Below are 24,984 nucleotides of genomic sequence, written 5' to 3' on the forward strand. Positions count from 1 at the left end.
TCCCCGAATGCAGATTCTTTTTTTCTTTACTTTGATACGTTAAAACGTGTTAAAATCATAAGAGTCCTCGGCCGCTTCGGCCGTTCCTCGGGACTGCACGATCGATCCTCATTCCACCATTTTTCTCTAACACTCGATGGAACAATTAAATCAACTTCTCAAGAATCTTGTCTCTACGTCTGGAAAGGAACTGCATCTAGAGCCAAACCGCAAACCTTACATCGTCGCAACGGGCGGTGTTATGGACATAGATACACCTGCCTTGCAGGGGGCGCAGATCACCACTATGGTATTTCCGCTGATACCTGATGATGTGAAACAGACCCTTCCGAATGAACCAAAGGTTGAATTCGTGCATCCGCACAACCTTGGCCGCTTCTCCTTTACGGTGCAGAAATCACCAGCCGGTTTCAATGTTACTGTCCGGCCATTGAAGGAAAGTGAGTCGGCTAGCACTTCACGGTCATCTCTCGAAACGAATAGTCCATCACAAAATGTGACCTTTTCACCCATCGAACCGATTCGCGAAGAAAGTGCCCAAGACTTTGTATTTGAAAGCTCATCTGCCCAAATGAACGAACAATCCCGAATTGAAACACCAGCCACAAATATCCCTGAGCTTGAATTCGAACTTTCGGCAGAAGAGTCTGTGCCCGCCACAAGTTTCGGCGGGCCTGAGATAGAGGTCGTGTCTGCTAATGATCCGGAGTTTGTAACCGTTTTCTCCGACACATCGACCTACGAACCACCAGGCAGACGCGACGACCTCATTCAAGGGGAGGGATTCGTGCCGCCCGTGATCGAATACGTTTCTGGTCCGCAGAACAACAAAATGGATACTGCTACAGTCAATTCGGTGGATGCAAAGAATAGACAGGCTAATAATCCGGGCATGCAAAACAGAATGAATGAGCTATTCCGACGGATGGCTGATGTTGGAGCATCTGATCTTCATCTCTCTGTAAGTATGCCGCCGATGGTACGCAAGGATGGTAAGATGCAGCCGCTTGAATGTGCGGAGCAAACACTGACTCCCGAGGTGATGCGCGAATTGCTTGCTTCGATCATGCCTGAAAAGAACCGTGAGGAATTCGATCGCCGTCATGATACGGACTTTGCATACGAGATCGCAGGACTCGCCAGATTCCGTTGCAACGTCTTCATGGACCGCAAAGGAATGGGAGCGGTTTTCCGCATCATTCCGACAAAGATACTAACGGCTGAACAGCTCGGGCTTTCTAAAGCCATAATGGATCTATGCTCCCTATCTAAAGGCCTTGTCGTTGTTACGGGTCCGACAGGTTCGGGTAAATCGACAACGCTTTGTGCAATGGTCGATCACATCAACAAAACTCGCGAAGACCACATTATCACCATCGAAGACCCGATAGAGTTCGTTCACGACAATCAAAAATGCCTCGTAAACCAACGCGAGGTACACAACCATACGGATTCGTTCAAAGACGCATTACGTGCCGCGCTCCGCGAAGACCCAGACATTCTGCTGGTCGGTGAAATGCGCGACCTGGAAACCATCTCGATCGCTATCGAAACTGCTGAGACGGGCCATCTTGTTTTCGGCACCCTCCACACTACAACCGCTGCTTCAACAGTTGACCGTATAATCGACCAGTTTCCCGCCGACCGCCAGCAGCAGATACGTGTAATGCTTTCGGAATCGTTAAAGGGCGTAATAGCCCAGACACTCCTGCCGAAAAAGGGCGGCGGAAGAATAGCCGCGCTTGAAGTGCTTATCGTCACGCCGGCGATCAGCAATCTCATCCGCGAAGGCAAGACATTCCAGATCCCATCCGCAATGCAAACCGGAAAGAATAACGGAATGGTAATGCTTAACGACGCATTGTTTGAGCTTGTGCAGAAAGGTATTGTAGAACCCCGCGATGCTTACATAAAGGCGGTCGATAAGACCGGATTTGAGACGATGCTCACACGCGGCGGCTTCAAGATCTAGCCTAAGCCTTGCAAAGTAGCAAAACTTAACGTAGCTCAATATTGTTCTCGACCAGCGTACGGCCGAGAACTCGATGGAGATCGGATATTGCCTTGTTAAGATCTGTTCGCGCCTGAAGTTCACGGCTTCTGGCGGTCACTAGTTCTAGTTGGCGTTGCTGGACGAGATAAAACGTTGTCGTACCTGCACGGAACTGGCGCTCCTCGCTTTCCGCAAGCTGTTCAGCGGCCACACGTGTTGCCCGAGCTGAGGCCAACCTTGCTTCTGCAGAACGGAGAGCCTGTAGTGCATTTCTCACCTCAGCTTCGATCAGCTGTTCGGCCCGGTCTCGAAGATCTCGGATCCTTGCCCCTTCAACTTCAGCGATGCCAAGATTTGCTTTGGCAACCCTGTTTCCCCACGGAATACCGATAGTGATGCCAACACGAAAGGTCGGGTAATCCTGCTGCAGAAGATTTGTGAACGACTGCCCGAATCCGCCAACCAAGTTCGGCGGTACCCGACTTAAGCCTGTTGTCGGATTGATAGCCGCGGGCGTTTCGGTTCCTGCCAGTCCTTGTGATGTGTAAGTGCCGACAAGATTTATTTCCGGCTTTGTCTGGTCGCGGAAGAAGCGTTTATCTATCTCGTTGATCGCAGCGGTCTCTGCCAGCTGGTCTAATTCGGGACGATTCCTTAATGCCTCTGCGAGAGATGCCTCGAGTCCAAGCGTCGGGGTATCTATCTCAACGACTGAGACGGGCGTTATGGCACGCTGCCATTCGGGGGCATTACGATCAGGCAGCATCAGGGTTTTCAGGGTATTCTCGGCCCGGGTCACGCTTTCCTGAGCAGAGTAAACAGCTTGTTCGAGCGTGGTTATCTGAGCCCCGGCCGCAACAAGTTCTATAGGAGCAAGAACGCCGCGTTCAACCTGCCGACGGTTGCTCTCAAACTGGTCGCGGGCCTGGCGGACGGCATCGATCTGAACCTGTAGGTTCCGCATTGCGAAAACAAGATCCCAATAGGCTCTTTCAACACCTGCAACAACATCTATGGCCTGCTGCCGCAGTTGAGAATCTGTTATCGCGATGTTTCGCTTTGATATCTCGATAACACGACGCTGATTGTCAATTCGCAGGCCGCGCCAAAGTGGCTGTGTATAGCCTAATGCAAGAATGGATGGAAACTGCGGATTAAGGAATGCATTCGTATTGCTCGTGGTGGTCCTGGATGCATCAAGGCGTGCCGAATAGCTGCCACCGAATCGAGGCGATAGCCCGCTAATCCCTCCGCTACCAAAAAACCGAGTTTGGGTGACAGCCCCGTTCACTGCTCCACCTATTGCCGATGCTGTCGGCGTTGACGCGCGCTCGTAATAGCTTTCTGCTGCAATGAATGGATCATAGACGCCACGTGCCGACATTAGTCGGAATTCTGATATCTGTTTCTCGCGTCGAACGGTATCAATGTCATTGTTGTTGTCGAGCGCAAGCTGTATCGCGCCGTCAAGAGTTAACGTTAGCGGCTGGTCGGCGGACACACCGATACGCTCGGAACTCGGCATCGGCCGCAATGGCGATGCAAAATTTGGTGCGACCGGCGGCGGATCATTTGGCAGCGGTGCCGGAATGACATCTGCCGGACTAATGGGATCCACAAAGGGTGTAGGTGTTGGCACAGGCTCCTGCGACCAAACAATTGAGCCAGGCGCAAAGCTGAAAAGGCACAACGCGGTCAATAAAATCACGCGCAGAATTCCCACAAATGATGTGTTAACGGTCGCGGCCATGAAGAATTGGAAGTTAACGTGCGGCTTCCGGCTCAATTCCTCCTTCTCCGCTTTGGGTTGATGAAACGGATGCGGCCGTTCGTTCGTTTATGAACTCATCGCGAACCTTGTCTCTTCGAAATATCTTTGAAAAGACCGAGCTCAAAGATCCGCTTATTCGCCGCATTATTTTCGTCTCGCCGGCATCATCAAAAAGTGAATAGAATACCGGCACCGCAAGAAGCGTTAGCAATAAACAAAGCGATTGTCCGCCGACGACCAAGATGCCGATAGAGCGGTTCGTCGCCGCTCCGGCCCCACTTCCTAGCGTTAAGGGGATCATTCCGGCAACTAAGGCAAGCGTCGTCATCAGGATCGGACGAAGTCGGTCGCGATTTGCCTGAATGATCGCATCATAACGGCTCATTCCCTGCGCGCGAAGCGTGTTTGTATGGTCAATTTGCAGGATCGCATTCTTTTTTACGATCCCGAATAGCAGCAAGATCCCCAGCGCCGAAAATATGTTAAGCGTTTGGCCCGCGATCGCAGTCGAAAGCAATGCGAATGGAACGGCCAGTGGAAGCGTCAGCAATATCGTAACCGGATGAATGAACGATTCGAATTGCGCCGCCAACACCAAATACATGAACACAAAGGACAGAAGAAAAGCATACATAAATGATTCATACGCTTTTTCAAGTTCCTTCGATTGACCAGTTACGCCGCTGGAATACTCGGGCGGCATTTGAAGGTCGCGTACATAACTTTGCAGTTTTGCGAGAGCATCCGCCTCTGAAGAGTTCGGCGGCAGGCCTGCTGAAACAGTCACCTGTCGCTGCCGATTCAACCGGCTGATCGATGATGGGGCAAGCCCTTCTTCCAGTTTTACCACGCGATCAAGGCCAATGATCCCGCCATTTGATGAGGCGACCGAGAAGAGATTGAAGTTATTCCTATCTCGCCTGAATGGTTCGTCAGCACGGACAACTACGTCGTATTGTTTTGAGCCTTCACTATAAGTTGAGATTCGCTGGCCGGCCGCAAGGATATTAAGTGCCTGCGCGACATCACCTGCACGAACCCCAAGATCTGCTGCTCGCGTTCGGTCTATCACAACCCGTATCTCCGGGGTTCCGATCTCAACGGAATTGTCAGGGTCACGAAATATTGGATCCTGCTTCATCCGTTCAACAAGCGCATTGGCATACTCGTTGAGTCTGGCCATATCAGGGCCGGCGAGATACATTCCGACCGCGGAACCGCCTCGCCCGAGACCAATGCTCCCGGCGATCGAAGATGACGCTGACACTGTTACCGAATACTCCTTAGAAGCGTATTTCCTGGCTATCTGACGCGTTCGATTGATCAGATCGGACTGTGATTCCTTTCGCTCGGAGACCGGCACAAGGGCAACATTTATAAATCCATTGTTTGGACCCGATCCGCGTCCGAAACCTGCTAGCACGAGTGTATTCTTTACACCTGGGATCTCGGCCCTGATGTCTCGGGCGATCCGATCAAGTATCGACTGAGTCGCGGAAAGCGATGTTCCCTGTGGGCCTCTTAAATTTACTTGGAAGAGCGATTCGTCCTCATCAGGCAAGAACGCCATACCAACGAACTTGTAAAGCGGGACTATTGAGACCACCGTCGCGATACAGATAAGGACCACCGCCCACCGAAACCGCATCGCTAATCTCAGCATAAAGGTGTAGGCTGTATCGATCTTCTGCCAAAACCAGCCGGATTTAGATTCGCCGGCTGCTTTTGCAGTTGAGCCTCCGCTGTCTTCGTCTTCCACCCGATTCTCGTGCTTCGGTTTTTTGATCCAGCGGGCCGCGAGCATCGGCGTAAGCGTAAATGAAACGATCAGTGAAACGGCTATCGCTGCGGCTGCGGTAAGGCCAAAAGAAGACATGAATCGGCCCACAATACCGGTCATGAATCCGACGGGAATAAAGACTGCCAAAAGCGAAAGAGTCGTTGCGAGCACTGCCAAGCCGATCTCCCGAGTTCCCTCGATCGCGGCCTGGAACGGGTCCATCCCTTTCTCCTCGACAAAACGATAGATGTTCTCAAGAACGACTATTGCGTCGTCGATGACAATGCCGACCATCAGCGTCAAGGCCAACATCGTCATCTGATTCAACGAATACCCGAATGCCGCTATAGCAGCAAAGGCTGCGATGATCGAGATGGGTATCGCAAGAGCGGAAATTATCGTAGAGCGGAAATTCCAAAGAAAGAAGAAAACTATGATAGCAGCGAACAGCCCGCCGAGTATCAAATGTTCTTCGATCGCGTGAAGTGAATTTTCGATGAATTCCGATTGGTCACGGATGATCGCAACCTTCATATCGGATGGCAGCGTCGGGATGATGTTTTCCATCCGCTGCTTTACGTTATTGATAACAGCGATGGTATTCGCACCCGCTTGCTTTCGGATCCCGACTGATACGGACTGGACTCCGTCAAGCGATGCCGCGGAACTGGGTTCGCCGCCGGTTTTCTCAACCTTTCCTATATCACGGATCTTTATTGGATACCCATTACGCGTTGCTACGACCAATTCATTGAACTGCTCGACTTCAGTCAATTTACTTAAGGTCCTAACACCGAGTGTCCGCTGTCCTTCAACAAGGTTCCCGCCCGGAAGCTCCTGATTCTGTGCTCGTATCGCGGCCGAAACGTCGGTTACAGCAATATTGTAAGCACGAAGCCTTTCCGGATTTACGCTTACAAGTATCTGCGGAGTGCGAGCCCCCCACATAAAGACCTCGCCAACGCCGTCCGCGGACTCGATCCGCTCTCGGATCAGAGTCTCAACCTGCTCGGTAAGCTCTACCGGCGTCCTAGGCGCACTCACAACGTAAAGCAGTACGGGTTGGGAATCTGGATCCGCCTTCTGAGCTACGGGCGGATCGGCACTATCGGGCAACCGGCCAATAACACCGCTTAGCTTTTGCTGGACCTCCTGAAATGCGACATCGGGGTTTTTTTCAAGGTTGAATGTAAGAGTTACGTTGGAGCTACCCCTTGAAGAGCTCGAACGCATCTCTTCAACCCCAGGGACGGTGTTTAGCGCGGCTTCGACAACATCTGTTATCTCGCTTTCGATCTCTTCCGGCGCCGCGCCCGGGTTCGAGGTTCTAACTGATATTGTGGGAAGATCGATCTTCGGGAACCTATCTACCCCGAGCGTAAAAAAGCTGAATCCGCCGACGACCGTCAAGAAAAGCACGATCACCGTAGCGAATACGGGCCTGTGAACACATATTTCAGCCAACCATTGCATAAAACTTCTCCTGCCTTAGTAAGCCACTTTTGCCCCTTCGTAAAGCTCGGCTAAATTGCTCGTCGCTACTATCTCATCAGCGTTCAATCCCGAAAGTATCTGGTAATAGTCACCTTCCTCGGGCCCGAGTTGGATCGTTCTTAACCGAGCAACTCCTTCGGTGATTACGAACGCTCGATAAGATTGTGTTGCTTGATGAGTATAAATTGCCGATTTCGGCGCGAAAACCCCGGTACTGCCACCCTCCTTATTTATCCTCGCTGTTGCGAACATCCCGGTCCGCAGCAAATTCTCATTATTTGGAATTGATGCCTCAACTATCGCTGAACGTGAGACAGCATCAACTGCCGGATTTATCGCCGACACGGTCCCGGCAAATCTACGCCCCCTATATGCATCGACTTCGATAGAGACGCCGCGTCCAAGCACTATTGACGGAACGTCAGTTTCAGCAACTTGGATCTGGATCTTGATCGGGTTCGTTCTGAGAAGAGTGGCGATCACGGTCGCCGTTGACACGAACTCGCCAACGGCCACTTGGCGTTCGCTAATGAAACCTGCAAAAGGAGCGCGCACCACCGTGTCCGCAAGTTCCTGTCGCGCGGTTGCAACCTGTGTTCTCGCGGCTTCTACGTTAGCCTCTGCGCTTCTGATCGCCTCATTGTTCTGTCTAGCGGTGTTCACAGCCGCATCAAGCTGCTCCTTAGCATTATTTGCACGGGCACGGGCCGTATCGCGCGTCGTCCTATACTGCTCGTAGGCGATCATTGCGACATCACCGGTTTCAACGAGCTCCCGATAGCGCTTCTCGTTTGCCTCAGCTTGCCGCAGTTCAGCCAATGCAAGCTGGTAATTTGCATTTGCTGCCCTTACTTCAGGTATCGATGAAGCATCGAACCTTCCATTCGGTGAAAGTCCAAGCCTTGCTTCCGCTTGCCGTACCGCCGCCTGAGCCTGCTTCACCGATGCTTCGGCCGAGGCAAGACGCAACCGGGCATCGCGGTCATCGATCCGGGCGATCACTTGTCCGCTCGTAACAAAGTCCCCAGAATTTACAGCAATATCCGCGACCTTTCCGGCTATCTTCGGTGCGATGTTCGAAGATTCATCCGCAACCATACTGCCAGTCGCCTGGACGACCGCAGGCACTTCTCTGGATTCGGTCTTTCCTACCGTTATTGGCACCACCTCGGCTTCCGCGGTGTTTGTCGCTGTGTTGGCTGATTGCCTGCCGCCACCAGATGAGACAAAGTAGCTGCATCCGGAGATCCCTATAGCCGCCGCCAACAATAGAGGGAGTTTAAGCCTTCGTGATTCTCTCAACATTCGAACCATTTTTGTTCCGTCGAAAGTCTTGATTTTAACTTAGTTAGGATGCGACCGATAACTCTAAACGTGTAAAGATTTGTAAACCCTCTTCGGTTGCTTCCGCTTAAGTCTGTGGTCCTTCGCGCTGGCTTTGAGTTCAAAGAAGGTCTTGGGCCGTCTTGATCTAAAACAAATTTTGGACCATATCCTTGATTTCTATGTGTTTTGAGTGGAATTCTCCTGGGCGAAAAGTGTATGCTATTCGGTTAGGTATTTGGAGTTTCGGTCGAATCTTGAATCTTGCCTTTTCGGTGTTTTGGGGCGGCGCCGGTGCATTCCAAAAATTCGGATCAAAACGGGCTGAAAGCCCGTCGTGTATTACAAAATGGCACTAAAATCATTATTTAGCTTATTTTCCAGTGATCTTGCGATAGATCTTGGGACGGCCAACACGCTCGTTTACGCTAAAGGACGCGGCATTGTCGTCAGCGAACCCTCTATCGTCGCGATAAATAAAGTAACTAACCAGGTCGAGGCCGTCGGCCGCGATGCGAAAGAAATGCTCGGTCGGACACCGGGGAACATTGTCGCGATACGCCCTATGAAAGACGGGGTCATAGCGAATTTCGAAGTTACGGAAAAGATGCTCCAGCATTTTATTCGAAAGGCACATAACGGAAAAACCTGGGTGCGTCCACGTGTAGTGATCGGGATCCCCTCAGAGATCACACAGGTTGAACGCCGTGCGGTCGAAGATTCTGCTTATAGGGCTAAGGCTTCCGAAGTTTATCTGGTTGAAGAGGCAATGGCCGCTGCGATCGGTGCGGGATTGCCGATCACTGAACCGCACGGCAATATGGTCGTTGATATTGGCGGGGGAACTACTGACATAGCCGTGATATCGTTGTCGGGCATCGTTTACTCTCGTGCCGTGCGTGTTGCAGGTAATGAGATGGACGACGCGATTACACAGTATATAAAACGGAAGTACAATCTCCTGATCGGTGAACGAACTGCTGAGGCGATCAAGATCGCGCTCGGATCGGCCTTCCCGCTTGATGAGCCGCTTTCGATGGAGGTCCGAGGCCGAAATCTTATCGAAGGTATCCCAAAGACCATAACGATGACCGATGAAGAGATAAGAGAAGCTCTATCTGACGCGATATCTACTATTATTAACGCGGTTCGCGTCGCTCTTGAAAGGACACCGCCCGAGCTCTCAGCTGATATCGTCGAACGAGGTATTGTCCTGACCGGAGGAGGGGCACTGCTCAAGAATCTAGACAAGCGTTTGACGATCGAAACCGGACTCCCGGTCCTGATCGCTGACGATCCGCTGTCTTCCGTTGTGCTCGGTACCGGGAAAATGCTCTCAGATATCGAACTCTTAAAACGCGTCAAATGGGATAACTCCTTAATGACCGGAAATTAGGGTAATGTTCATTTTCTGGCGGTCATCGGCTTTTGCATTCAACATTTGGCCGCAGGTTCTGTGGAGTATTGGCCGCGGTTATGGTCGAGCGTAGTCAAAAGGAAGTATGGAGAATGACGCCGTGGTTGGCGGTCGTTTTATGTTTGGTCAACTTCGTTTTGATGGCGTTTGACGCCCGCGAGATCAACTCAGGACAAAGGGTTATCCGTATCTGGACGCAAACTGTAGCGGATTTCGTGCAGTCGCCGGTAGCCACACTTACAGCATCTGTTTCAGATTACTTTAGTTCAATTGCTGAACTCAGATCAGCCCAAGATGAGAACCAGGCATTGATCCAGCGTGTCCAGGAACTTGAGGTCGAGCTGAAAGGAAAACAACAACTCGCATCAGAAAACGAAAGACTTAGAACTCTTCTCGGCTTTAAGGAATCCAGCACTATCAAGGTTCTTCCGGCTCGAATAATTGGCCGGGACCCATCGGTTTGGTTTCAATCCTCGATACTGAACCGAGGTTCGATGGACGGCGTAAAACTCAATATGCCTGTCGGGCGCAGGCGGCATCGTCGGCCGCCGCGTAATGATAGAACGCTACGAAAAGCTTAGCGATCGATCGCCAAAAGGGGTCCTAGCTCTTTCGTCTGATCGGATCTTTAAGAACGCGCTTCGTGCTGCGGGAATGACGCGCGAGATGCGTGATGCACAGGACCGCGTTGCGATCGAGCGATATTTGAACCCGGCCATTGCCGCCTGCGCGGCTGCCGGTTTCCATCTGCCGCTCTCGCTTGTGGTCATCTATGATTCACTGACCCACGGTTCGTATCAAAAGATCCGCGACCTGGTAAGCATCCGCGGTGGCGATCTTTCCCCAACTGAATTTGAGAAACAATGGGTAACGGAATACGTTCGCGTACGCGATCGATGGCTCAGCTCTATCCCTCGTCTTCGCCCGACACGTTACCGGACACGTTTCTTTCTAGATCAGATAATGCTCGGCAGATGGCAACTTGAGCTTCCGATGAATGTGAACCGCGTTCTGCTAACGAATAAACTGCTCGGCATCGACGTCATCGATACACGGAGCATAGGCTTCAGCCTGTCTTTCCCTTCGACCTCTTCGCCCCAATACCCGCATGATCCCGCCAGTCTTCCCGCTTTCGCGGCAGCGACCGCATCAATGTCAAGACAGGCTGAAGCGTGTGCTCCAGTCCACCCTAACAGCGGATCTCTCCTCGATGAGATCGAGACCCGCGTTAGCAATGCAGCGAAGACTTTTGACCGAATAGAACGAACGGCGAACGCTGTGATCGATAGGACCGATCGTGCGAAATCACTTTGGACGGCGATAGTCGGAACAGTGTTTCAGTCTGCTTGGGCTGTTTTCGGTTTTCTTTTCGGTTTGCCGCGCGAAGTTTGGTTCTTCGCAGCTGGCATCGCCGCTGCACTGACACTGATGTATCTATACCGGCAGATCTCGCTCGGACGGATACGCGAATGCTTTGCCGGCGGCACGGGAAAGAGTTTTGCCACAACACCATTTCAAAACTAAGACCATGAATGACTTTAAGAATATCCTGCTTGCGTATTTCTCGTCGCTTACCTCCGTACTTGCGGCGGTAGAAACCCGGACGCTAATCACAATCATCTCCGCGATAGTCCTTCCGATACTATTTTTTAGTATCGGAAAGACGATCGATGTAATGCTCCAGATCTATCTGCACAGAGAACTCGGGCGGCACAAAAGTGATGAGAATTGAACTAAAACATACAGCTATCGTCGTCTTTGGGCTATTCGTAGCTGCATTGTTTGCCGTTTCGAGCCTTCGTAGCTACTTTCTCATCCAAAGGCTCGAACGCCGGGTTGATGAAGCTCAGCGTCTGGCCGATGAAAATCACCGGCGCGCCGCAGAGCTCGAGATACAAACACATATCTTCAAGGAAAAGGCGGCCTATCTTGAATCCGAACTTGCGGAGATACAGACAGCCGCACGCAAACAAGATGAAACACTTGAAAAACTTTCTGCTGATACCGATGCTGCTCGCCGCGATCTTCAGCGTCTCCGCGGTCGCACAAGATAATTCTGAAGAAGTACGGCTAGCAAATCGTCTTATCGAGGCTCTCGAACGCGAGAACGCCGCTCTCAGACATAGGCTCGATACAGAAAAGGCTGCCAACGCGGTCCTTATCGAGCTGAACCAAACACGAAAGAGTGAGACCGATGCACTTCGCGAAGCGTTGCGTGCAAAGAATGAGACCATTGCCGCAAAAGACGCCGCGATAGCCGCACAGGAAAAGCTTATTGCTGAATTAAGGACCAAACGTACATCCATTTGGCGTCGCATTGGCGACGTCGCTGCCGGAATAGCGCTTGGAGCGTTATTAAAGTGATCGATGGAGCCGAACGATGAGCTTGACACTTTGCCGAAGTTTGAAGAATGGCTTCCGGAGACCGCTAGCGGCTGGCGGTGGGATTGGCCTCATCAGTTGCTGATCTATCAGCGGCTCGAAAAGATAACAAAAGGAGACTGCAAGAGATCGATGATCTTTATGCCTCCGCGCCACTCCAAATCAGAAACCGTCACTGTCAGATACACCGCCTGGCGAATGATCCGCGAACCGAAAATGAACGTGATACTTGCCTCCTACAATCAGCGACTTGCTAATCGTTTCTCCAGAAAGATACGCGGCATCGCATCGGAACGGCTCGCGCTTTCCAAGAACCGCAAAGCCGTAGATGAATGGGAGACCTCCGCCGGTGGGGCTCTTTGTGCGGTTGGCGTTGGAAGCGGTGTTACAGGCTTCGGAGCAGATCTTATCGTGATCGACGATCCAGTGAAGAATCGCGCGGAAGCCGAAAGTCCCGCATATCGCGAAGCGACTTGGAACTGGTTCAACGATGATATTTATACACGGCTTGAGCCCGATGCCGCAATAGTTTTGATCCAGACCCGTTGGCACGAGGACGATCTTGCAGGAAGACTATTAAAGGAAGCTGCGAATGGCGGCGAACGTTGGAACGTTCTCTCGCTTCCAGCATTGGCCGAGGAATCTTGGATAGGTTCCGATCCCTTAGGACGTATGCCCGGCGAGGCTCTCTGTCCGGAGCGTTTTGATAGCGAAGCCCTTCTGCGTATCAAAAAGCGTCTCGGGTCATACGCCTTTTCTGCGCTTTATCAGCAATCGCCCGTTCCGCGGGACGGTGGGCTGTTCAAAAAGAAATGGTTCACGCGAATTGTCGAGAAAGCTCCAGACGGGCTTCGATGGTTTCGCGGTTATGATCTTGCGGTCTCGACGCGAACCTCGGCCGATCTAACGGCTACTTTTCGCTGCGCTCTGGATATTAACGGAGATCTTTACATTGCTGATGGTTTTCGTGACCGGATCGAATATCCCGAGCAGCGGAGAAAGGTGGTTGAGCTTATGCTGGCGGAAAGAAATACGATACACGGGATCGAAGAAGCTTTGCACGGACGTGCCTTCATCCAAGAGCTTAGACGAGATGTCAAACTTTCCGGCATTCCTTTGGTCGGCGTTCGCGTAGATCGCGACAAGTTCACGCGCGCTCTTGCCTGGGCTGCACTTGCCGAGGCCGGCAAGGTTGTACTCGTACGCGGCCCGTGGATCGAGGACTTTATCGATGAGGTCTGCACATTTCCCAATGGAAAGCACGACGATCAGGTCGATGCAGTTTCGCTTGCGGTTCAGCTATTGGGAAAAGGTGCGAGTAAGAAGGCTTACGGTTTTTGACTGGCCGCATCTCGTGAATGCCTAAACGCACTTGTCCGTGCACTTAAATATATGAACATACACATAGAAGAATTCATCCATAACTTTCGCGCCGCCGCAGGCAAATATGCCAAACCCGACCGCTATTATCGCGGTGCACACGATCTGGCCTATGCAACGGAAAAGTTTGAGAATGCCTTTGGCTCGCTCTTCCGGGAATTCGCACTGAACCTTTGTCCCGCAGTTTGCGATGCGGTTCGCGATAAACTCCGTATCACCGGTTTCTCATACACCACGAATGGCGGATCTAGTCGCTCGGCCGACGAACCCTATCACGCCCAGACCTTTATTGAAAGCATTTGGCATCGTAATCGAATGCCTCAGCGTGCCGGCGAGGTGCATCGCGAAGCGCTGGTCAACGGAGATTCGTACGTTATCGTCTGGCCTGATGAGCATCGAAACGCTGCGATCCATCCGAACCGTGCGACGCAGCTTTCGGTGGCTTACGACGAAGATCGTCCCGGACAGATATTGCGCGCTGCCAAGTTTTGGCGAACAGCGGATAAATACACGCGTATGAATCTTTTTTATCCCGACCGTATAGAACGCTATGTTACCGCCAAGGCGGGAGAAAATTCGTTTCCGGACGCCCGTGAATTCATACCTTTTCGAAGCGAACTTCTGTCATTGCCCGAAGACCGGAAAAGCAGTCCGATGGAAGACCTGGCCTTTGAGATAACGAATCCTTTCGGCGTCGTGCCTGTGTTTCATTTTGCAAACAATTCTGACGTCGGAGCCTTCGGCCGGTCGGAACTAGAGTCGGCAATACCGGTTCAGGATGGATTGAATAAGTCCGTGCTCGATATGTTGGTAGCAATGGAATACTCCGCGTATCGACAGCGTTGGGCCGCAGGGATCGAGATCGAATACGATAATGAGGGGAATCCGGTCGCGCCGTTCAAGGCCGGCATCGATCACCTTTGGCTAACGGCTAACCCAGATGCCCGATTCGGAGATTTCGGCACTGCGGATCTCGACCAGTTCCTGAAAGTAAAGGACAGTTTTCGCATCGATATGGCGTCAGTAACCGGAACGCCGATGTATTATCTGCTGCCGCATACGCGCGGCTTCCCCTCCGGCGAAGCGATGCAGCGCGCTGAGTCTAGATTTGTCGCAAAGGTGCGCGATCGTCAAATGGTCTTCGGACAAACATGGGCAGAGGTGATGCAGTTTGCCATGGAGATAGAAGGCCACGGAAAAGTTTCTTTGAAAACGCATTGGGAAGACCCTTCAAGCACCACCGAGCGCGAGCGCATTGAAACCGAGTTACTCAAGCAGAAGCTCGGGCAGGTCTTAAATTCCTGACATTAATGGTAAACAAAGGTTTTCATATTCCGCGATATTTGAAGATCCTAAAGCGTTCATCCACAAGTTCCGGATCTATCCCTTCTTCCGTTACGATCTCGTAAGCGGTGCGCGTCTCAAGCCAGCATCTCGGGATCAATGCGATCGCGGCAAAAAGATCTGCTTCGGTCTCTTTTCGGGTCTTTCGTCCGATACCGTGGAAATTTGCGGTAACCCCGTTGTCAGGCGCGTGCATCAGGAAATGCGCAAATTCGTGAAACATTACGAAGAGCTTTTTTGCGGGCGGCAGGCGACTATCGATCGCGATGAAATGTCGGCCAAGCATCGAATAATAGAAGCCGCTCACCCGAAGCGACATCTCCTGCACGGTGATCTTGTGCCGGCGGCAGAGCACGTAAAAATCTGCCTCGCTCAAAGGCCGCCGGTTCCAGCCGACGCCGAGTGCTTCTATCTTTTCCAGGAAGAATCTCATTGCGTGAGAGTGATTACTATAGCTGAAACAGTGTATCACAGACAAGACCAACTGAGAAGAAACTGTGTAGAGTTCGCGAGTACAAGAGATGCGGACGAGATCACCTAAAGGCTATTTACCGTCGGGTTTTGGCATATTGCGGAGCGTTCGGTCAATCACCTTTTTTGCATCACGGACGGCTTCAACGCGTTCGGAATGTGAATAGCTTTCCCAACCCTGAAAGAATACTATCCCAAGATCAGCCGGATACGCGCGCCCCTCATACTGAAACCATTCATCCATGATCCGAGCAGGATCGCCAAACTCACGTACCGCCGATTCAACATCGAACGGGGGCCGAGCATCGATCGCGCCAAGATTCTGCACGTCGTCAGCAAGACGGCCAGTAAGCTTTTTTTCTATCAGAGCCTCGATCCGTTCGTCGATAAGCTGTCCGATATCGATGTTTCGGCCGGAGATGAACATTTCTCCGCGACCAGTCAGCAGCCAATTCAGCGATACGTTCGTTTCATCTGCGATCTTTATAAGAACTTCCGGCGCCGGCAAGCGGCCCTGAAAATAATTGCGCACCGTCGCGTGCGGAACATCTATCCTCCGTGCGATATCGGCCATTGTGCCGAACCCAAAGGCGCGTTTTAGCCGCATTACAAAATCTTCGTTCATCTTTTAGGCGATGATATACCTGTTTCATCAAATGGCAAACCGACGAAGGCAAAAACCCAACACAAGCCATCTTGGGACTAATTTCGGAAAAATTAGGTTGCATACCCACTGCATTTAATGCAACAGTATTTAGGACAGTCCTTCTCTCGCGCATCAACGGTGATGCGCCCCGATCGGTTAAGTTCAGGTTCGACGGCGTTTTGGAAGTTCGAGGGCAGGTGGGTTATTTGGGCAGAAGCTGCTTTCGGGCTTTTTCAGGACGGAACCTGGCGGCTAAACCGTTCCCCGGTTCAAGTTCCGCGTCCGCTGCTTCGTATAGGATTGCCGCTTGCGGGCAACACAAAAACGCATATAGAACATAATGAAACTTTACGTAGGAAATCTCTCTTTCCAAACATCTAGCTTTGAGCTTCAGGAACTTTTTTCCGGCGTCGGTACTGTTGAATCGGCCACCGTCGTTGAAGACCGCGAAACGGGCCGTTCGCGTGGCTTTGGATTCGTCGAAATGGCATCACAGGCCGACGGTGAAAAAGCCATCAGCGAACTGGACGGAACCGAGCATAACGGACGCACGTTGAAGGTGAACGAGGCTAAACCCCGCGAAGACAGAGGCTTCGGCGGAGGCGGTCGCGGCGGGAATCGCGGCGGTGGCGGTTACGGCGGCGGCAGAAATCGCTGGTAACAATTTACAGGAATTCAACAAGGGGCCGTGTGAATAACGCGGCCTTTTAGTTTGGCCGTTTTCCGTTTCGAGCCAAAGGACGTGAGCTTTTTGGAGCGAATGTGTTGGCGCCCGCGGTCCGGACGTCACCTTTAACAACAAATTCAAGCGAGCCGATCTTCTTTCCATTCAAATGTATATCTGCACGATATATTCCGGGAACCCACTGTTTGTGCGGCCGGCCGTGGAAAAAAACTATGTTCTCGCCCTCGCTGGTAGTGTAGCTTGTTGAAACAATATTTGATCCCGGCTTTACGCCGCTTACGTTTACTGCGATCAGAAACATCTTTACCGTTGCGGGTACCGACGATGAAAGTTTGACGACGCAGTGGATCGGAACATCGCTCGGCAGGAATTCCGTCGCGGCATCACCAGCCTTTCCTTCACCATCATCCTTCGCCAAATAGATCTCCGCCGGTGCCGATCCGGGCTCAATTGATTGAGCGGGAACCAAGACAGCTAAGCAAAAAAGGGATGTAAGGATCGTTAATGTTCGTTTCACGTTATTACCGATTTCTTAGAAAAGACTGCTGCTACGTAAGAGCGCGTTCCCAGGTAATAAGTTGCTTTCCTGCGCTAATAAATTTATTCGAGTTTGTGGCGGCATTAAACCGAAGTATAATCTGCCGGTCCAATGCGATTCGTATTTTCGCTAAGGTTTTACATACTCTTCGCTCTCGGCTTGGTCCCGCTTTCGCTTTCGTGGGACTATCCTTTCCTTCGAGGCGGAGTCTTCATCTATGATGTTATTCTGCTTGCTATCGCCTTTCTGGACTACTTTATAAGTCAAAAGGTGGGTGGCGATCTAGCCATCCGTCGGGAATTCGATAAACGTTTCGCCATTGGCGATGCCTCAGATGTCCGTTTGGTCTTCGAGAATGGATCCGCAAGCACCTTGCGTCTTAAGGTCAAAGATGAATATCCGCCGGGAATGGAGCTTTTGGATCCTCGCGAGGCCGAGTTTCAACTTCGTGCTCACTCCTCTGCCGAATTTTCCTATCGGCTTTTGCCACCCAAACGCGGACGCTACGGATTCGGGCGAACAGCCGTGAGATATCTTTCACGGCTTGGGCTTGTATGGTGCCAGGCTGAGATCGGTGAACCGGAATATGTGAAGGTGTATCCCAGCATTCGACGTGCGCGTGAGATCGAATTAAAAGCACTCGGAGCTCAATCCTTCATCGCCGTTCAACGAAAGGCTGTAAAACGCGGCGAAGGCCGCGAGTTTGAATCTCTTCGCGATTATGTCCGCGGCGATGAGCTAAGACACATTTCCTGGACGGCCACCGCTCGCCGATCAAAGCTGACCACACGACAGTATCAGATCGAACGTGACCAGGTCGTGATGATCGCAATAGATGCCGGGCGATTGATGACGGGCCGAATAGAAGGCGAGACAAAATTTGACACGGCCATCCACGCAACGCTGGCGCTTATGTCCGCTTCGGCACGCGCAGGTGATAATGCCGGGATCGTCGTTTTCGGACGGCGGGTGCGAAAGTATCTCCCACCGAAACGCGGCCCCCAACATATAGACGCTGTTCTTGAAACTTTGCACGACATCGAACCGGAACTTGTCGAGCCTTCCTATGCCCGAGCATTTCAGTTCATCGCTTCGAATTTGAAGAAACGAGCCTTTGTTGTTGTGTTGACCGATGTGGTCGATAAGGAAAGCTCCCGAGAGCTTATAACTGCGCTAAAGCTTCTGCGGCCGAGACATCTGCCGCTCGTCGCGACGATCGGCGACCGTGATCTGAATGCAATGGTCTCATCAAGACCTGAAGATATTCCCGAGGTCTTTCGTCAATCCGCCGCTGAAGAGGTCATTTACCAGCGTGAATCAGCTCTTCGGCTCGTGGAGACTCTCGGCGGGCTTGCTCTTGACGTAACAACTCAAACATTAGGCCCCCGACTGATCGAGAGCTATCTAAGAGTTAAGGAACGGGGACTGATCTGACAGCAAGCGTATTTTGGATAGCAGCAAAAACAGGTAGGAATCATTTCACATAAAAGGTCAACATCGCTCTCGGCACGAACAGGAGAAACTGAATGAGTGTAAGACACGTAGAAATGTCCGATTTTTGTGGCTTGGTGAAATGAGCGGAATTGCCAGAGGGGGCCCGCAAGTATCGCCGAGGCGGGAAAGGTATATACCTCACCCGAAGGCCATCGTTTGTCCTATGGGACCTACGGTACAGAGGTCGTCTTCTTTATGGTCAGGGCGAATAAGGGCTTTGAGAATATGGACGGCAAATTCTTTATTCAGAGCAAGACCTGGTTTGAAGAAGATATCGGACGCCACGGCCATTACGGCGAACTTAACCTGAATGCGACAAAGAAGGTCATCGAGAATTTATGGATACCTATATAGGCGTGCTCAGCGTTACCAGCGCGCCGGTAGCTGCTGCCATCGACGGGATGAACGCTTTAGTAACTGTAGGGAACGTCCGTCGGGATGGGGACAAGTATAAGAAAGCGGTCGAGGTGATCCTTTACAACGGCGAATTTGTTAAGTCGAACCAAGAAAACTCTATGAAGTAGTTTGGTTAGAGATGCTTATCGGCCAATTGGAAAAGATACTGACCGGAAAAGCACAGTCAGCTTTAGCGAATGCCGTTCCCGGGCCAAAGGTCGCGGGGAAGATCGCCGGTGGGTTCATCGGAAAGCTCGGTGAGGACAATTAAAAAAGCGGTTGCAGCAAGTTAATGAGCTATTCAAGTAAGTTTTGATCAAGGCCGCGGACCACCCGGCAACGAAATGGCCCGAAAAGCTCCCTGCAGATCAGATAGAGAAACTTTCGTTCCATCATGTAACTAAGATCCTTAACAAGAACGGCTATCTGAAATATGTAGATCAAAAGATCGGCGAGAAGATCGTCAAGGAAACCTCTGAAGCAGGTCTCAGGCTGCGTCGCCCTCTGAAGGATGTTTCAGCAGCGCTTGATCTTCTTTGATGTTTCTTTCGCGGCCCATAAAGAATAAATAAAAGAACATTGCCAAACCGGTGGCGATACCGATCGTGTACTTTACAGCGGCCGGAAGCGAAGACGGAGAAATAAAGCCCTCAATAACGCCGGCGGCGACAAGTATGAGCGCACAGCCTATAACGATCCGAGTGGCTTCAAGGCCTTTCTTTTTTAGAGCCGCGGTTCGCGTAAGGTCGCCGGGATCGATCAAGGCATATCCGATCATCATTCCCGCAGCACCTGCGAGGAAGATGCAAAAGAGCTCGATCACGCCGTGCGTAACTACAAATTCCGCAAGCTCTGACCCAAACACCTGATCATTCTTGAACGCCACAGCGAACACACCGCCGAGGAATGAACCGTTCATCGCCAAGATGTAAAGCGAGCCGATACCGAAGAACACACCAAGGGCAAAGGCGTAGAAGGAAACGAGAATATTGTTTGTCAATATTGAACTGGAACCTACCTGATTGGCTTCGTTAAGCGACCTCCACCAACGATCACCAGATTCAACGGATGCCTCGACCGGCTCCAGACCGAAAGCCGTAACCGCATCGCCCGTGGTATAGACCAATAAGTAGGTTCCGATCGCAGGCAGAAGAAAGGCCAGGAATGCGATGAATACGAACACCCAGTTATCCTGAACCGCACGCGGAAGGTCACGAGAAAAGAAGTCCCGTATGACTTTCTTTCCTTCACCTTCGGCACGATATATCAACCCGTGGCCGCGAATGACCAGGCTGTTCAGATAATTTATCAATTTAGGGTCGCGCGTTTCAGCCCGTGCGATGGCAAGATCTGCTGCCGCACGACGATAAAGCTCGCCAAGTTCGCGCACCTCGGTCTTTGAAAGTCCGCGAAGGCCGCCGATCTTAGTCAGCTCGAGCAGGTCTTCCAGCCGTTCCCAATCGTTTTTTCGCTTGTCGATCAAAGTGATCATTCCTGTTCCTTGTGTCAGACCTGAGATGCCGATTTCGAGGGAATGCTTGATCTCATACCTTTTTTGGGGCCGGCTTATAGAACTGCGTTCACGCTGATATCCTATCATTGAAGATGTCAGACGACGTAAGGAAGTATCATGAAGAGGATGCGATCGGGAATGTGTATGATATTCGGATCGCTCGTCGCTTACTTGGGTATCTGCGGCCTTACTGGCACCTTGCAGCAATCGCCCTAGTTCTTACGTTTCTTACTAACATTCTCATCAGCACACAGCCATTTTTTACAAAACTGGCCGTTGATGAATACATTACGCCCGGCCGCACCGATGGCATCTGGCTTTTTGCATTGGCTTTCTTCGCGGTATTCCTGTTCAGGTTCATATTTTCCTACGCTCAGGAGGTTTTGCTTAACCGTGTCGGGCAGCGGGTAATGCTAGATATCAGATCACAGATCTTTTCAAAACTTCAGCGTCAGGAACTCGCCTATTACGATCGTTATCCGGTCGGCCGGATCATTACACGGCTGACGTCTGACGTCGATGCTCTGAATGAATTATTCACTTCCGGCGTGATCGATGTTCTCGGAGACCTTGTGATTATCATCGCGATCATAGTATGGATGTTCGCTTTGGACTGGAAGCTGGCGATTGTCTCTCTTGTTACGGTGCCGCTGCTATTCGCCGCAACAAATTGGTTCCGCAAGCACGCCCGCATCGGTTTTGACAAAGTGCGCACGCGCAACGCACGGCTTAATGCATTTTTGCAGGAGTATATTTCAGGAGCGCAGACCGTCCAGCTGATGAATGCCGAAGACCGCGCTCAGGCAAAGTTTCGTGAGATCAATGACCGCTATCGTCAGGCGAACATTGAGACCATCTACTACTACGCGATATTTTATCCACTGGTCGACCTCATCGGTGCTATCGGTATTGCGGTCGTGATCTTCTTTTTCGGATATGAATACCTATCGGGACTCTCTGCCGCGGGAACAGCGCTTACGGTAGGTGTTCTTGCTGCCTTTATTCAATACTCGCAGCAGCTTTTCCAACCGATCCGGGACCTTTCGGACAAGTTCAACGTGCTGCAGGCCGCCATTGTAGCTTCGCATCGGATATTTGTTCTGCTAGATCTTGATGTCGCCATTAAGAGTCCGGAGGTTCCAAAAAGAATTGGGCCCGCATATGGAAAGATCGAGTTCAAAAACGTCTGGTTCGCCTACAAGGATAATGATTGGGTTCTGAAAGACGTTTCATTCACCATCGAGCCCGGCGAAAGCGTTGCATTCGTCGGCCACACCGGCTCCGGCAAGACCACCGTAACGAATCTGCTGATGCGCTTCTACGATATTCAAAAAGGTTCGATCTTGCTCGACGACATTGATATCCGCGAATGGGACCTGAACGATCTCAGGTCGAATTTTGCTGTTGTTCTGCAGGATGTGTTCTTGTTCAGCGGCAGCGTTGAGCAGAATATCCGGCTCGGCAATAAGAGCATCTCCCGCGACCGGGTCGAATGGGCCATAAACGAGGTACACGCACAGGAGTTTATCTCGGTCCTTGAAGGCGGGCTCGGTTTTCAGCTAAAGGAGCGCGGAGCCGGGCTGTCGGTCGGGCAGAAGCAGCTGATCTCTTTTGCACGTGCTCTTGCTTTCGATCCAAAGATATTGATCCTTGATGAGGCCACGAGCTCCATTGACACCGAAACAGAACAGCTCATCCAGCGCGCGGTCGATAGGGTAATGCAGGACAGAACCTCGCTTGTCGTTGCACATCGGCTTTCAACGATACAGCGATGCGACCGGATAATAGTGATGCACCACGGCGAGTTGAAAGAGATGGGCTCGCATAACGAACTTCTAGGGCTTCGCGGACTGTATTGGAAGCTTTATCAGCTTCAGTATGAAGCTCGTGCAGCCGGATAAGTGCTTCTATAAACATCGCAGAGATTCTCCATCTATTTCCGGTCATATATGTCATATATTAGGTTAAGAATGAAACATTGTTTATAATACCCGCCTGTATGCAGCCGGAGACCAGAGGCATCGAAACGCTTCCCGAAATTGCGGTCAAACAGATCGAGGAGATCTTTGCCCGCTGCGTGGAAAATGCGCCCAATTTCGGGGTTGATCTGGTATGTTTTCGGGATTCGGTAGTTCGAACAACGCAAAAGTATCTCCTTTCCTCCTCGGATGAACCGGTCTCTGACAGTGAGATCGCAGAATTCATTCGGAATCTTCAGGCCGATGATCTTTTTCTTTCGATAGCGTGCGCAAATGGGAATGAGCGGGCATGGTGGGAATTTGATCAGACACACCGAAGCTATCTTGAACGTGTTGCCCAACACCTCGCCCGTACAGATATTGACGCACAAGAGGTAGTTGATCAGGTTTACGTCGATCTTTACGGTCAAAAGATAGTTGATGGCGAACGCGTCTCCAAGTTTGCTACCTACAGCGGCCGCGGAAATCTTCGCGGCTGGCTTAGAACGGTTATCTGGCATTCACTCGTCGATCTACATCGTGCGAGTCATAATGAGGTCTCGCTTGATGAGATGACGGAGAACATCGGGGAAGGGGCCGCTCACGCTAGTTTCGCCGTTGACGAGCCGAGCGGAGAGGACGAGATGCTCGATCGCATCGAGCGGGACCGCTATCGCAAGGCAACGGTCGCCTCGCTCAGGAAAGCATTCTCCAATCTGGACGACCACGAAAAACTCCTGTTGCTCTACTATCACGTTGAGAATTTAAAGCTTCGGGAAATCGCTAAATTGGTTGAGAATGAATCCTCACCGTTACGAGGATGGTTCCAGCGCCGCTTGCGATCGCGCGAGAACGGCGGACGAACACACGAATCGACCGTAATGCGTTGGCTTGAAAAGAGTTATGCAAGAGTGTTGCAGCATTTTAAGGACAATCTAGTGCAGGAATTCGGTTTGAGTGAGGCCGAAATAAAGATATGTTTGGAACTTGCCACCGAAGACCTTTCCGGGGGAAGTATTTTTGCAAGTTTAGCGGCAACCTGAGCAGAAGAATTTTAGTCTAAGCAGGTTTTTCCTCTTTGTTTGAAATAAGTATGCAAATGTTTCCATTTGGTTACGTCTGCTATTCGGAGGAAAAACTATCATGGCGGGCACTGTGACATTAGATCAGGAACAATTAAAGATACAAGAACTGATACGGCAGTACCTTGCGGCCAGGCCGACCGAATCTGCCGAAACGGCGCATTTGGACCACGATACCCTGAGCGCATTCGTTGAAGGTGTGCTTAGCGAGCGTGAAAGCAAGCCGGTCGTCAGCCATTTGGTGCGTTGTTCCTTCTGTCGGCACATTTCCGCTGAGCTTGTTAGGCTTAACCTTGCTTTCGAAGAGGTTCCACTCGCAGAGCCAAGCAATGAGCCGACGCCCGGAAAGATCTCTGAGGTATTGAGCGGATTGTTCTCTCGTATCTTCGGAACTGCGGACGGCGCAGTTTTCGCCCACACCGAGGAAGAGAAGAAAGAAAACGGCACCGATAAAAAAGAAAAAGAATAGCTTGCGTGTTGGGCTTTATTACCCACACTTTTGCTGGCTGCGGTCAATTCCGCGGGCAGCATTTTTCATTTGAGCAGATGGTTTTAAATTGCAACCGTATAGCTTCGATGAGCGAATAAATTGTTTCGAATTTGTTACCAAAATAGTTATAATTATGGACATGCCCTTTAGCACGGAAACAGCGGCGGGAAAATGTGATCCGACGCCCGAAACCTGCGAAGACCCCAAACCGGAGTTAACGGTCATCCGTGTCGCTGAAGCCCGGCTGCCTACCAAGCGCGGCGAGTTCAGGATCGCTGGATACCGCTCGCTTAATAGCGACGAAGAGTTCGTTGTGTTGTTCAAAGGCGAGATGCGTCCCGATCTGCCCACGCCAGTAAGGATACACTCACAATGCCTGACGGGCGATGTTTTCGGCTCGATCAAATGTGATTGCGGCCCGCAGCTTCATCACGCTATGGAACTGATCGAAAAAGAGGGTCGCGGGGCGATAGTGTATCAACAGCAAGAAGGCCGCGGTATAGGCATTATTAACAAGATAAGAGCCTATGCTCTACAGGATGAAGGCGCTGATACGGTCGAGGCGAATGAAAAGCTTGGCTTTGCTGTTGACGCAAGAGACTATCGACAATGCGCCGAGATACTCTTCGACCTCGGACTTTGCAAGGTCAAGGTGATCTCCAATAACCCTGACAAAATAAAGGCCCTTCAGGACGCCGGGCTTCAGATCGTTGAGCGCATCCCCATCGAGATCGCCGGCGATGAAGCAGCGGTGCATTATCTAAGGACAAAGAAGGAAAAGCTCGGCCATCTCTTTGAACTTTCGCAAATTTCGTTAGAATGATATG

At 51.3% G+C, this 24,984-nt stretch carries 25 protein-coding genes; 18 read left to right on the forward strand and 7 right to left on the reverse strand.

The window, feature by feature from the left end; genetic code table 11:
* Positions 1-136: 136 nt before the first annotated feature.
* Entirely contained in the window at positions 137-1,972 is a 1,836-nt protein-coding gene (locus JVX88_RS41690) for a type IV pilus twitching motility protein PilT (protein ID WP_315875318.1), read from the forward strand.
* 25 nt (positions 1,973-1,997) lie between these two features.
* Here JVX88_RS41690 and JVX88_RS01630 read toward each other — a convergent pair whose 3' ends face one another.
* Genes JVX88_RS01630 through JVX88_RS01640 form a run of 3 tightly spaced genes read right to left on the reverse strand, consistent with a single transcriptional unit; the run spans position 1,998 to position 8,343 of the window.
* Entirely contained in the window at positions 1,998-3,779 is a 1,782-nt protein-coding gene (locus JVX88_RS01630) for a TolC family protein (protein WP_211625137.1), read from the reverse strand.
* Positions 3,757-7,017, reverse strand: a complete 3,261-nt coding sequence (locus JVX88_RS01635) for an efflux RND transporter permease subunit (RefSeq protein ID WP_211625138.1) — start codon at positions 7,015-7,017, stop codon at positions 3,757-3,759. Before JVX88_RS01635 ends, JVX88_RS01630 begins: the two co-directional genes overlap by 23 nt.
* 15 nt (positions 7,018-7,032) lie before the next feature.
* Positions 7,033-8,343, reverse strand: coding sequence for an efflux RND transporter periplasmic adaptor subunit (locus JVX88_RS01640; protein ID WP_211625139.1), 1,311 nt, complete (start codon positions 8,341-8,343; stop codon positions 7,033-7,035).
* Positions 8,344-8,710: 367 nt separating this feature from the next.
* Here JVX88_RS01640 and JVX88_RS01645 point away from each other — a divergent pair, with 367 nt between their 5' ends.
* The 8 genes from JVX88_RS01645 (at position 8,711) to JVX88_RS01680 (ending at position 14,845) form a co-directional block, all read left to right on the forward strand.
* Positions 8,711-9,757: a rod shape-determining protein gene (locus JVX88_RS01645; protein WP_211625140.1), complete on the forward strand. Its 1,047-nt coding sequence runs from the start codon at positions 8,711-8,713 to the stop codon at positions 9,755-9,757.
* Positions 9,758-9,837: 80 nt separating this feature from the next.
* On the forward strand, positions 9,838-10,359 hold the full coding sequence (gene mreC, locus JVX88_RS01650; RefSeq protein ID WP_211625141.1) for a rod shape-determining protein MreC: 522 nt from the start codon (positions 9,838-9,840) through the stop codon (positions 10,357-10,359).
* Entirely contained in the window at positions 10,334-11,302 is a 969-nt protein-coding gene (locus JVX88_RS01655; RefSeq protein WP_211625142.1) for a chitosanase, read from the forward strand. Before mreC ends, JVX88_RS01655 begins: the two co-directional genes overlap by 26 nt.
* Positions 11,303-11,306: 4 nt before the next feature.
* On the forward strand, positions 11,307-11,510 hold the full coding sequence (locus tag JVX88_RS01660; RefSeq protein WP_211625143.1) for a hypothetical protein: 204 nt from the start codon (positions 11,307-11,309) through the stop codon (positions 11,508-11,510).
* Complete coding sequence (locus JVX88_RS01665; protein ID WP_211625145.1) at positions 11,500-11,832, forward strand: hypothetical protein; 333 nt, start codon at positions 11,500-11,502, stop codon at positions 11,830-11,832. The genes JVX88_RS01660 and JVX88_RS01665 overlap by 11 nt, the downstream gene beginning before the upstream one ends.
* Positions 11,753-12,142, forward strand: coding sequence for a hypothetical protein (locus JVX88_RS01670; RefSeq protein WP_211625146.1), 390 nt, complete (start codon positions 11,753-11,755; stop codon positions 12,140-12,142). The genes JVX88_RS01665 and JVX88_RS01670 overlap by 80 nt, the downstream gene beginning before the upstream one ends.
* A 3-nt stretch (positions 12,143-12,145) precedes the next feature.
* On the forward strand, positions 12,146-13,501 hold the full coding sequence (gene terL, locus JVX88_RS01675) for a phage terminase large subunit (protein WP_211625148.1): 1,356 nt from the start codon (positions 12,146-12,148) through the stop codon (positions 13,499-13,501).
* Positions 13,502-13,552: 51 nt separating this feature from the next.
* Entirely contained in the window at positions 13,553-14,845 is a 1,293-nt protein-coding gene (locus JVX88_RS01680; protein WP_211625150.1) for a phage portal protein, read from the forward strand.
* A 22-nt stretch (positions 14,846-14,867) separates the two neighbouring features.
* On the opposite strand, the gene JVX88_RS01685 is transcribed toward JVX88_RS01680, so the two are convergent.
* Entirely contained in the window at positions 14,868-15,317 is a 450-nt protein-coding gene (locus tag JVX88_RS01685; protein WP_211625152.1) for an ImmA/IrrE family metallo-endopeptidase, read from the reverse strand.
* Between the two features lie 111 nt (positions 15,318-15,428).
* Positions 15,429-15,980 (reverse strand): helix-turn-helix domain-containing protein, encoded by a 552-nt coding sequence (locus JVX88_RS01690; RefSeq protein ID WP_211625154.1) that lies wholly within the window; start codon positions 15,978-15,980, stop codon positions 15,429-15,431.
* Positions 15,981-16,341: 361 nt separating this feature from the next.
* Between JVX88_RS01690 and JVX88_RS01695 the strand changes: the two genes are divergently transcribed.
* Positions 16,342-16,662 (forward strand): RNA recognition motif domain-containing protein, encoded by a 321-nt coding sequence (locus JVX88_RS01695; protein ID WP_211625156.1) that lies wholly within the window; start codon positions 16,342-16,344, stop codon positions 16,660-16,662.
* A gap of 46 nt (positions 16,663-16,708) precedes the next feature.
* On the opposite strand, the gene JVX88_RS01700 is transcribed toward JVX88_RS01695, so the two are convergent.
* Positions 16,709-17,203, reverse strand: coding sequence for a hypothetical protein (locus JVX88_RS01700; RefSeq protein ID WP_211625158.1), 495 nt, complete (start codon positions 17,201-17,203; stop codon positions 16,709-16,711).
* Between the two features lie 132 nt (positions 17,204-17,335).
* Between JVX88_RS01700 and JVX88_RS01705 the strand changes: the two genes are divergently transcribed.
* The 4 genes from JVX88_RS01705 (at position 17,336) to JVX88_RS40365 (ending at position 19,385) form a co-directional block, all read left to right on the forward strand.
* A complete protein-coding gene (locus tag JVX88_RS01705) occupies positions 17,336-18,658 on the forward strand; it encodes a DUF58 domain-containing protein (RefSeq protein ID WP_211625160.1) in 1,323 nt (440 codons plus the stop codon).
* 216 nt (positions 18,659-18,874) lie between these two features.
* Positions 18,875-19,072 carry a hypothetical protein gene (locus tag JVX88_RS01710; RefSeq protein WP_211625162.1) on the forward strand — a complete coding sequence of 66 codons (198 nt, stop codon included), beginning with the start codon at positions 18,875-18,877 and terminating at the stop codon, positions 19,070-19,072.
* Complete coding sequence (locus JVX88_RS01715) at positions 19,057-19,242, forward strand: hypothetical protein (protein WP_211625163.1); 186 nt, start codon at positions 19,057-19,059, stop codon at positions 19,240-19,242. The genes JVX88_RS01710 and JVX88_RS01715 overlap by 16 nt, the downstream gene beginning before the upstream one ends.
* Before the next feature lie 11 nt (positions 19,243-19,253).
* Positions 19,254-19,385, forward strand: coding sequence for a hypothetical protein (locus tag JVX88_RS40365; RefSeq protein WP_263975462.1), 132 nt, complete (start codon positions 19,254-19,256; stop codon positions 19,383-19,385).
* Positions 19,386-19,601: 216 nt separating this feature from the next.
* On the opposite strand, the gene JVX88_RS01720 is transcribed toward JVX88_RS40365, so the two are convergent.
* On the reverse strand, positions 19,602-20,606 hold the full coding sequence (locus tag JVX88_RS01720; protein ID WP_211625164.1) for a stage II sporulation protein M: 1,005 nt from the start codon (positions 20,604-20,606) through the stop codon (positions 19,602-19,604).
* 113 nt (positions 20,607-20,719) lie between these two features.
* Between JVX88_RS01720 and JVX88_RS01725 the strand changes: the two genes are divergently transcribed.
* The 4 genes from JVX88_RS01725 (at position 20,720) to ribA (ending at position 24,980) form a co-directional block, all read left to right on the forward strand.
* Complete coding sequence (locus JVX88_RS01725) at positions 20,720-22,528, forward strand: ABC transporter ATP-binding protein (protein ID WP_211625165.1); 1,809 nt, start codon at positions 20,720-20,722, stop codon at positions 22,526-22,528.
* A gap of 98 nt (positions 22,529-22,626) precedes the next feature.
* Complete coding sequence (locus tag JVX88_RS01730; RefSeq protein WP_211625166.1) at positions 22,627-23,628, forward strand: hypothetical protein; 1,002 nt, start codon at positions 22,627-22,629, stop codon at positions 23,626-23,628.
* 100 nt (positions 23,629-23,728) lie between these two features.
* Positions 23,729-24,136, forward strand: coding sequence for a hypothetical protein (locus tag JVX88_RS01735; protein WP_211625167.1), 408 nt, complete (start codon positions 23,729-23,731; stop codon positions 24,134-24,136).
* Positions 24,137-24,290: 154 nt separating this feature from the next.
* Positions 24,291-24,980 (forward strand): GTP cyclohydrolase II, encoded by a 690-nt coding sequence (ribA, locus tag JVX88_RS01740; protein WP_211625168.1) that lies wholly within the window; start codon positions 24,291-24,293, stop codon positions 24,978-24,980.
* Positions 24,981-24,984: the final 4 nt, after the last annotated feature.

Source organism: Leptolyngbya sp. 7M (assembly GCF_018128485.1).